Annotated in this window: 9 protein-coding genes and 1 pseudogene; 5 read left to right on the forward strand and 5 right to left on the reverse strand. The window is 37.5% G+C overall.

Going from position 1 to position 9,540, the window contains the following annotated elements:
• Window positions 1-5: 5 nt before the first annotated feature.
• Complete coding sequence (locus tag CLV95_RS16720; RefSeq protein ID WP_002732797.1) at window positions 6-665, forward strand: hypothetical protein; 660 nt, start codon at window positions 6-8, stop codon at window positions 663-665.
• Window positions 666-737: 72 nt separating this feature from the next.
• Here the strand turns inward: CLV95_RS16720 and CLV95_RS16725 are convergent, their stop codons facing one another.
• The gene (locus CLV95_RS16725) at window positions 738-1,943 is read right to left on the reverse strand and encodes a helix-turn-helix domain-containing protein (RefSeq protein ID WP_002732793.1); all 1,206 of its coding nucleotides are present in this window, start codon (window positions 1,941-1,943) and stop codon (window positions 738-740) included.
• Window positions 1,944-1,991: 48 nt separating this feature from the next.
• Window positions 1,992-2,159, reverse strand: a complete 168-nt coding sequence (locus CLV95_RS20145; protein ID WP_002732791.1) for an LIMLP_19325 family protein — start codon at window positions 2,157-2,159, stop codon at window positions 1,992-1,994.
• Window positions 2,160-2,460: 301 nt separating this feature from the next.
• On the opposite strand from CLV95_RS20145, the gene CLV95_RS16735 reads away from it, so the two are divergent.
• Window positions 2,461-2,850, forward strand: coding sequence for a helix-turn-helix domain-containing protein (locus tag CLV95_RS16735; protein ID WP_011669592.1), 390 nt, complete (start codon window positions 2,461-2,463; stop codon window positions 2,848-2,850).
• Here CLV95_RS16735 and CLV95_RS16740 read toward each other — a convergent pair.
• Both CLV95_RS16740 and CLV95_RS16745 read right to left on the reverse strand, forming a co-directional pair.
• Entirely contained in the window at window positions 2,837-3,754 is a 918-nt protein-coding gene (locus tag CLV95_RS16740; protein ID WP_032852810.1) for a histidine kinase N-terminal 7TM domain-containing protein, read from the reverse strand. The two genes, CLV95_RS16735 and CLV95_RS16740, sit on opposite strands and share 14 nt — an antisense overlap.
• Before the next feature lie 4 nt (window positions 3,755-3,758).
• The gene (locus CLV95_RS16745; protein ID WP_002732799.1) at window positions 3,759-4,406 is read right to left on the reverse strand and encodes an LBL_2463 family protein; all 648 of its coding nucleotides are present in this window, start codon (window positions 4,404-4,406) and stop codon (window positions 3,759-3,761) included.
• A gap of 372 nt (window positions 4,407-4,778) precedes the next feature.
• Between CLV95_RS16745 and CLV95_RS16750 the strand changes: the two genes are divergently transcribed.
• The 3 genes from CLV95_RS16750 (at window position 4,779) to CLV95_RS16765 (ending at window position 8,799) form a co-directional block, all read left to right on the forward strand.
• A complete protein-coding gene (locus tag CLV95_RS16750; protein WP_002732795.1) occupies window positions 4,779-5,783 on the forward strand; it encodes a DUF1016 N-terminal domain-containing protein in 1,005 nt (334 codons plus the stop codon).
• Between the two features lie 690 nt (window positions 5,784-6,473).
• A complete protein-coding gene (locus tag CLV95_RS16760) occupies window positions 6,474-8,216 on the forward strand; it encodes a hypothetical protein (RefSeq protein WP_372509330.1) in 1,743 nt (580 codons plus the stop codon).
• Window positions 8,197-8,799 carry an MORN repeat-containing protein gene (locus tag CLV95_RS16765; RefSeq protein ID WP_002733268.1) on the forward strand — a complete coding sequence of 201 codons (603 nt, stop codon included), beginning with the start codon at window positions 8,197-8,199 and terminating at the stop codon, window positions 8,797-8,799. The genes CLV95_RS16760 and CLV95_RS16765 overlap by 20 nt, the downstream gene beginning before the upstream one ends.
• A gap of 301 nt (window positions 8,800-9,100) precedes the next feature.
• Here the strand turns inward: CLV95_RS16765 and CLV95_RS16770 are convergent.
• A pseudogene (locus CLV95_RS16770) lies at window positions 9,101-9,540 on the reverse strand (transposase); the annotation flags it as partial.

Here is a 9,540-nt window from a genome sequence, read left to right on the forward strand (position 1 = left end):
CCTTTATGAGAAAAATAATTATCTGTGTTCTCGTATTATTTTTGTTTGCCTGTAGGGATCGAATTATGTTTTCAACAGAGCAGTCGATTTTATACAGATTTATAGGAAACGGAACTGTTAAAGAATTAGGTAAAATCTATCCAGGATTTCCCTTAATGGTAAAGTCGGATTGGCTTCCGACTTCTTACGAAATAGTGGATCGTTTTTTGGATATAGAAACCTATGGTGAGCGTTATTTTACGTTTGCGAGGGGACTGACCAAAAATGAAACAAAAGTGCATTCGTATGGGTTGTTTTATAACCGAGGTGAAAAAACTTTATTTAATAACGTTCCGTATATGTGGATATTGGTATATGCCGATAAGGCAGCTTTAATAGAAGTAGGAGTTATTTACGGTAAATTAAATGAAGAATCATTCAACGGAGTTAGATACTGGATTTGTAAACCCTCGTTATCTGATGAGGGTGAGATAAGATTTACCAATTGTGAGAGAGGAGAAAAAAGGACTTCTTTAGATACTTCCTTTGTTCCGATGCTTAAAGAAGTTCAAGTATCTGAAGATGTTGACACTGTTTGTACTAGTATTACGGAAGATAAAATCACCTGTAATTCAGAAGGATCTAATTATATTGGAATTAAAAGTGATAAGTTTTATATTCGTTAACAATAATGTAGCGCAGTGCAGAATCCACAGCAAAAGATTAGAAATCCGAACACAAAGCTGTAATCCTGATTTTTAAGAATCTACGTCTTTGAAAGAATCCGATTGTGTCTTTGACTTTTGTGGAATCGTAAGACTTGAACTTTCGTTTAAAAAAATTTCCTTTTTGAGCCGTCGAGGAGATTTACCAGTAAATTTAATACAAGCTCTGTGAAACGAAGAAGCGGAATTAAAACCGCATTCGAGAGCGATATTTAAAAGATTATAATTCGCGTTTATACGAATCATATTTTTCACTTCGTTGATTCTATGGAATTGCAGAAAATCAGTAAAACTCATATTCAAATATCGATTCAAATAGTAGGAAGCCTGATGCGTAGTGAGACCTACATCAGTGGCAAAATCAGGGAGTCGAAGTTCTTCGTCTATAAAACCCTTGGAATCTAAAAAATGATTCAGTTTAGTTTTAACTTTTTCTAAATCGATCCCTTCTAACAAATCTCTAGACGGATATTTATATTTTTTTGTTTCTTTAGCTTCTGGAATTGTTTCTAATTCAATTTCTTTGTCTTTATTTATGTCAGGAATAGTAACCTTGCTAAATAAAGAAGGAAAAAAGCGCTCTAAAAGAATCGTGTAGCAAATTGCGGAACCAGGAATTATTTCTGTAATAAAAAAGAAATCTTTCTTATCAAACATCGTACCTAAGAAATCAAAAACAAAACAGATAGAAATAAGAAGAGATAGAAAGGGAAGGTTGAAATATAAAATAGATTTGTTGGATTTTAAAACCTTTCTCAAAGACCAGACAAAAGTAAAAATAGAAATCCCAAATCCTAGAATGTCTATAAAAGATATAAAGTGAAGATTTGGAATAAAATAAGAAAATAACACGGTAACGGGAATGATCCCTAAAAGTCGTTTGCAATAAATCCAAGGATTATCTAAAGATTCTAATACATACTGGAAACAAACGAATACAGCCAAGCTGGAATAAAGAACTAGGCCATAATAAGAACCGAATGTGATTTTATATTCGTTTCGTAAAGTTCCTTGATCGATCAGGATACCGTTATTTAAAATCAGAAAAAACGCAGCGGATTGTAAAACGGAACCGTAGGATTTACTAAAGCCGTCACTTGAAAAAAATTTAGAAAATCCTAATAAAAATCCGATCACTACCCCAAAAGCATGAAAATAGAACATTCCCAATTTTAAAAAACTCTCATAATCTAAAATTCCGATAGTATTTATATCAAATATTGAATGGAATTCGGTCATAATATTGATTTTATTCGTTATTTAATAAATCGTTAGAAAGAAAATACTCTACAGTTTTAATTTCTTTCTGATTGTTAAAACCCTACGAAAGCCTGTGAATTTCAATATTACTTCTCTGTCCTCGTCGTTTAATGATTTGCCTAGGTATTTCTCATACTCGTCTAAATCGGAATTGGAAATTTCTAAGGGCATTATTTGATAATAATTAAATACCATGGTTTGTTCCTTTTTGGTTAAGATTAGTTTTGCGCTCAATTGAGCTAGGAAGTTGAAAATATTTTGATTATTGAAAATGAAATATTTCTGTACGAAATTCTTATATATTTTAATTAAGTTCGTGATGATAAGCACGTGTGTGAATATTAGAAACCGGCCTTGGATTTTTTTACTTTTCGGTTGCATAATTCCCACTTGCCAATTTTAATTATCAAAAATTGAAACCGGAGCGATTGATTAGTAGAATGATAATATACATAAATGTATATTTCAAGCAAAAAATATGCAGATATGAAATTTTATGAATTTTAGCATAATTCTGAAAGATTTAATGAGTAGGAAAGGTTGGAATCAAGAGGACCTTGCTAAAGCAGGTGAGGTCAAACAACCGACAGTAAGTCGTTATTTGAGTGGGCATACGATTCCGACGCTAACTTTTGTAGTAAATCTTTATAAAAATGAAAAAATTGATCCTATAATTTTTGTTCGTGATTTCGAATTAGATCCGATTGATTTAGGATTAAGAAAATCACGGGAAGAGAAGGAAAGTTTGACCAAAGAAGTAACGGTGTTTCTACGATTTTTAAAAAATTCTCCAGACGCCTTGGAAATATTCTGGAAGATTTATAAAATGGATCAATCGGGTAGGAAATCCATGAACGCCTTGGCAGAAAGAATTATAGAGGAGTGATAGCCTTTTCCTTTGTTGCCAAATAGGAGTAAATTTCTTCCACAGTAAGTTCCGAATTGATTTGAAGGTCTACAAAATTCTGAATGATTCTTTCGATCGCGTTCTTTCTATAACTTATCAATGCGTTTTTGTAAAATTGCGAGTCAACTTTTCTTAGTATTAGAATGTTTGTATGGGCGACGATCGAATTTCTCCTTTCTAAGATTGCATCTTCAGAAATTTCGAACAAATTGATTTTGATGATTCCAATTGACCAAATGGCTGTAGCTAAACTACAACTAATAGGAGCCACAAAATTGTATTCCGGTAAGCCAAGGTGTCGAAGAAGCAATGTAAACGTTCCTATTGACAATAGCCAAAGTAATATTCCGGTCGCGATATAGACGAATCGGACTCGGTTTAGTCCTCTTCTTTTTTTGAATCCCAAAGCAAGAACTATTATTGAAGAAATTATACTTAGAACTCCACCAATTACGAAATAATCATAGAGTATTCCGGCTGTAAAATGCAGTTTTGCATCTTGAATCCATGCACTCGTAATGTAAAAATCCGAATAGCTAAAAACATAAATAGGAATAACATAAACTATTAATATTAGCAGGTTACCGGTTATTGGAATCTCTTTGTCAAAAACGTAGGAGTGAATGAATCGAATTAGAAACAAAGGAGCAATGATCATGGGTAATGTTAGCGTTCGTGTCCAGAAAGTTGTTTCCGTTCCTTCGAAAAACGGCACTGCAAAAAGCGCACTCCATATTCCAAAAAGAATGCAAAGGGTCCCGAAATCAAAAAACCGTTTCCGTTGCCGTATGACAAATAAAACGTAGAAGCCTAGGCAAAGATTGCATATTGACGCTAAGAGTAGAGCTGAAATCGCTTCCAAAGTATAAACCTCTGAAAACATAACGTCATGAATGACTTTTTTTTGCAATAATTTTAGCTTTATCTGACACTTGTACTTTCCATAAAGTTGGTCTAACGTTTCCTTGAACCAACTTTCCATAGTTTGGAAAGTAAATTAAATATGGGTGTAAAGAAGATTCTATAGCTCCGATCCGGTTATAGAGCTTTCCCATTGCACTTCGATTTATATCGAATAATCCATATGTGGAAGTAAAATCATGTTTAAGTAAAAAATCAGTACTTAAAGATAAAACTTTCGAACCAGCGTTCATCTTAGTGGCAGCAAATGAATTCATTTCAGCAACATTTCCATCTTCGATAACTGTTCGTTTTCCAGTATCGCTTCGATAGGAATATTCAATCGGTAGGCCAAACGGACCTCTAGAAACGATTCGGGAAGTCGCAATAATTTCATCATTTTCGTCCAGAGCAATAAAATACTGACTAAAACCATTCAGGTCGAATTGACGATCGAAGTCAGGGTCGTATCCGGCGTACTCTAATTTAGAATACTGAAATTGAACAAATTTCCGTGCGCGTTCAACCAAGTTTGGATTTGATTCGTAATTACAGTTTAAGTATTGAATTAAATTATTTTTTTCAATTTTGGTACAAACTTTATTAGGAGAATTAAATAATAAGTTATATGACATAATAAATATTATGTCATATTATAATAAAAATACAATTCTTAAATCTTTTTTCGTTCATTAATGTGTGAATTTTGGAAAAGGTTATTTTAAAAGTGGATTCAAATTAATATCTAGGGCAGAGCATTTTGATTAGCTCTAAATGCCGTGCAGAAAGCACGCCAAAGGTAGCAAACGGGCTCCGGAAAAAAGACCAAAGCTTTGCCTTGTAAAGTAATTGAATATTAACACCAAATATCCTAGGTCACAAGTTTGCGGATGTTAAGAATAAAATCAGATTGAACTTGAAGGCTTAATATTTGTTAGTTGCCGTGCATCTACTCTGTGAAAGCTAAAGAGGAAAAAAAGAGATAAAGACTTAGGATATTATTTTCAATGAATCGGGAGAAAATCAATCAAGCGTTAAACGGAATCTTAAAGGTATATGAAGAAATCCGATCTCAGAGTTCTTTGAATAAAAACACTGTAGTTTTAGAAGCAAATCGAGAAATCGGGAGAATTTTAAAAGACACCGAGAAAGATGCGACAAATGAAGAACGAACGAGTGGCAGCTGGATGAAAGCAATTTCTTTTCAATTGCAGAAACATTTAAAAAAAGGATTTTCGGAAAGGAACCTTTTTTACGCTCAAAAGTTCTACGAAGTTTACGGAAAATCGGAATTGGATCATAGACTAAGCTGGAGCCATTATCGAAAATTGGCATCCATTGTTGATGAGAAACTGAGAGAGAAGCTTACACAAGCAGCCATACAAAAGGGATGGAGCGAAAAGGATCTATCTATTAAAGTCAAAGAAAGCGGACAACAAAGAAGATCTCCGGAATTAAGATGGAAACGCCCTGAGGGTTTGCTTTGGCATTACAAAATCAAAGAAAGCTTAACTACGAACGAAAGTTTCCTACTTGATTTAGGTTTTTACTGTTACTACGAAATACCGCAAACTCAAGCCGGTAACAAATACAAAACCGACGATATTTTAGAGATCCACAAACAAGGTAAATCCTGGAATATTAAGAAAACAAAGATCCCCAAATCATCGGATCTTTATTTCTACTTTGGGGAAATCGAACGGATCATTGACGGAGATACAATTCTTGTAAAGTTGCAGTTAGGATTTAACGTAATTGCAAGACAGAGAATTCGATTACACAACGTGTGGTCGGGGGAGTTGGATACGGATGAAGGCGCAAGCAGTTTTGAGTTGTTGAAAAAGAAATTACCTTCTAAAACAAAGATAATTGTAAGGAGCAGATCGAAAGACATCTACGGACGTTATGTAGGCGATGTTTTGTATTTACCCAAAAAGGCAATTAAACCGGAAGAGATCTTAAAGGATGGAATTTATTTAAACGAGGAACTTTCAAAGATTGGAGGCTTTTAGATTTTAAAAAAATGAGTAAAATTCGATCTTTCCTTGACAAAAAACCGCCTAACGGGCAACTCTTTGATATATCAAAGAGTTGGTTCTAAACTCTTAAAGTTTCCTTCCGTTTTTTTCTTTCAAAGTGCCAAAACAAACCCGAACTGCACAGGCTGTGCGAAGCAGTGCGGAATCCATGTGACCTAACATGTATTAGGTGATTTTGACTCTTGACGCAAATCACAGGATTTTGTAGTTTTACCGTTGCGGCTTGTGGTTTACAAAACCGGCATATTCCAGTTTCTTGAACTTCAGGAGATTTTTCCAAGCTCCGCTTGGAAGCTATTTGTAGCTTGACATCGATCCACAGCCGCGAAAGCGATCGAAGTGTAAATCCTGCAATGCAACATGGTTGGAATGAAGAAATCGGAATATACGAAAAGATTGAAATGTTGCGTTGCAGATTGAAACGGAGAGCGCGGTTTTTCTTCGCGGAAGCGAAGAAAAATTCGCCCTTCTGTCCTCCGTCTTCAGTCATCTGTCGTCTGCCCTCTGAACACGGAACCGTTTGTAACTCTACTAACCCTCGGCATGGGAAACGAAACGATGAATGGCACGTTTGCGGAAGGGAACTACGAGTTAGCAAAGTTCAGAGATTCGAACAAAGCACAACGACATGTCAACGAGTTAGGAATGCGAACCGGAGCGGAGATGTATGCGAACGACGCTGTCCTAGACAAAGTAGTGACTACGACGTTAGCCGTAACTGGAATCGTGGGTGCGATCCTTTCTTTTACTCCGTTTGCTCCGATTGGAGTTGGCCTGATGGCAATCTCTGCAATTGGAACTACGGGTTGGAAATCGTTTCGAGGAGCGTATGAAGGCGGAGCAGCGGGTATGGCAGCGGGAGTGGTATCTGGAATAGCCAACTCTGCGTTAGACTACGCCACGGAAGGAGTGGTAGGAGTGAACTTGAGCTACAGCTATGCGAACGGATTTGGAGCGGGAGTGAGTATCGGTACGGACAACAAGACGCAGTTAGGCGGTAGTATCGGATTAAACTACAACGCAAAGAGCGGATCTTGGGGAGCGACAGCCGGTTTAAAAGTGGGCCTTGGTGGAACGGACAGTCAAGGTAACTATTCGAACTGGGTAGATGCTGGTGTCCATGTGAATAACATAGGTCGAGAGAGTCAATCGCAAGGAGTGAGCGCCAATATCCGAGGTCAATACAACGAAAAGAAAGGTCTGAACGGCAGCTTGGGTCTTAGCTACGACACCGCCTCGGGTTACGGTGCAACAATTGGTCTTACGTCTTCGTTGGGTCCTGTGAGTGTAACTCCTTCTTGGACGGTTTCGGAATACGGTGGTCTAAGTAGCGATGTTCAATACGGCTTTAACAAAAATCTTTTCAACAGGACGAATAACCCGGATCATTCCGCCGCGAATCGGAATTTGTTAAGCGACATCTTTGACGGTTTGAGCGGTTTGGTGAGCGGGGTCGGTCGTGGTGTTAAGTCTGCTTGGGACGGTATGGCCGGTGCAGTGGGTGGTCTCAATGGTGAGAACCTCTCGAACGGCTGGAATGCGATCAAGAATGCGTTGTTTGGCGGTGATGATGCATTGACGTTAAAACCAGGTCCGCGTCCCGGAACATACGTTGATGAAGACGGAACGGTCTTGGTTCGGGATCCGAAGACAGGGAATCTCGCACCGGAATGGTTGGTGCCGAATTTACAAAATGCTGGTTCATTGTCGCCCAACTATCCAAGTCATGAAAATGTAACAGAGCACGCTGGTCGCAATGCCGGTTTCAGCGAAGCCGAGATTAAAATATTGAAGCAAGGAGTGAGATCGGTAGATATGCCAGATGGATATTTAGGTTTAGGGATAATGTGGATTAAAGAAAAACTTGGAATAGATCCAATGACCTCGAATGATCCAAGTTTGAGAACACATTATGGTCCTGAATCTTTCTATCATAATCAAGAGCCGGAACCTGGAGTTGCACCGCAAGTTACCAAAGAGAAGATCCTGAGTCGGATTGAAGAATTGATCACCCTTGCAAGAGAATATGAATCGAATAAAAGCAGATTACCGATTGATGAGAGTCGAAAGATATCTGTGGGGTTATTAGGTATGGCTTTGCACACCATCCAAGATTCTTTTTCGGAAGCTCACGTAGTGAGGGATAGATCACAAGGAGGTTATGGGGAGATCGTTCAGTTTCAAATTTATACAGGACAGGATCATCACGCTCACAGTATGTCCGATGTTTATACTCCTAATACGTTTTCCTACAACGCATCAGTATTAGCTTCACAGGCGGTGTTGGAAATGTATGCATTGGGTAAATCAGTATCCGATATTATGAAATACGTAGATAATAATTTCTATAAGATTTCAGATCGAGCCGTTTCTTCCGGTGTAGCAGATGATTACAAAATATATTAGAAATTGGTTGATAGCAGGAGCGGTTGTGTTGGCCGCTTTTTATTATATACCTAGAATCAATTTTAGTTGTATTGAAGGGGATTGTTATTCCGGGGAAGGTGTTTATACTTATAATAATACCTATTATTATGGTAGTTTCCAAAAGGGGTATAGACATGGATATGGGATGGAGAAATATCCAGGCGGATGTACATATTATGGTTTTTTTGAAGGCGGTCACAAACAACATTACGGATCTTATGTATGTGAAAAGGATAACTATTCTTTTACAACGTTTTGGAATAACGGAGGATATCATTCTACGGTTATCTATACTTGTGGCGACAAAACATACTATGGGAAGTGGATAAAAACGATCATTTGTATTTCTGGTGAATGTGAAAATGGGATTGGGAAAGCTATATTTCCATTCAAAAAGACAATTAGATCCGGGCTATTTAAAGATATAGCTTTATACGGTTATGGAGAAGAGATTGATGCTTGTACTGGTAAGATTTTGTATAAGGGAAAATTTATACATTCGCATAAAGAAAAAGATTATGATGCAGAAGCGCATAAGCCGGTTAAGGGATTGGATTATTAAGTGGAGTGCAGAAAGCACACCCAAGGTAGCAAGCGGAGTCCGGAAAACCGGAGTTTCGTATAAAAAAGTAAAATGATAAGATGACAACTTCACGGATTGCTGATTTTAATAATAAATAAGAAGCCGTTCTTCGTTATTAGGCTGTTACCGTGCAGAATCCACACCCAAGGTAGCAAGTGGAGTCCGGAAAACCGGAATGCTGCTTGAAAAGGTGAAATGATAAGATGACAACTTCACTGAGATCGAATAAAAAAAAGAATCACCGACTAACTAAAATTAACCGGTGTTTGAATGTGAAAAACTACTTTCTCTTTATTGGAATAGTAGAAGGATTTGCACAAGGATCACAGAGACCTTGTTTGTTGATCTTAGGCCGTATTACGGCGGCCTCTTTGATTTGCTCGACAAAACGATGTTTGTCTGGAACTTCCCCGTTTAAGACTTGTAGCGGCGAGAAACCGAACAAGACACCGCTTGGACGGGAGTTGTATCCTGGAACCGCGTCTTTGAGAGTATTGATCACTTCCTCAAATGAAATTGGATTTTTAGGAAATAGAAATTCATATTTCATTTTCTTGTTCACGGCTTCGATCATACTGTTTGAGTAGAAAATGTCGACCTGAGCGATTAGTTTTTTGATGAATAAATTGGGCTGGTCTAAGAAACCGTTGACCGCACCTTGATTTTCGGAACCGTCATCGCAAAGCAGACGGATAGGTTTGTGAAAGAGATTGAATTTTT

Source organism: Leptospira borgpetersenii serovar Javanica, assembly GCF_003046425.1.
Lineage (GTDB): Bacteria > Spirochaetota > Leptospiria > Leptospirales > Leptospiraceae > Leptospira > Leptospira borgpetersenii.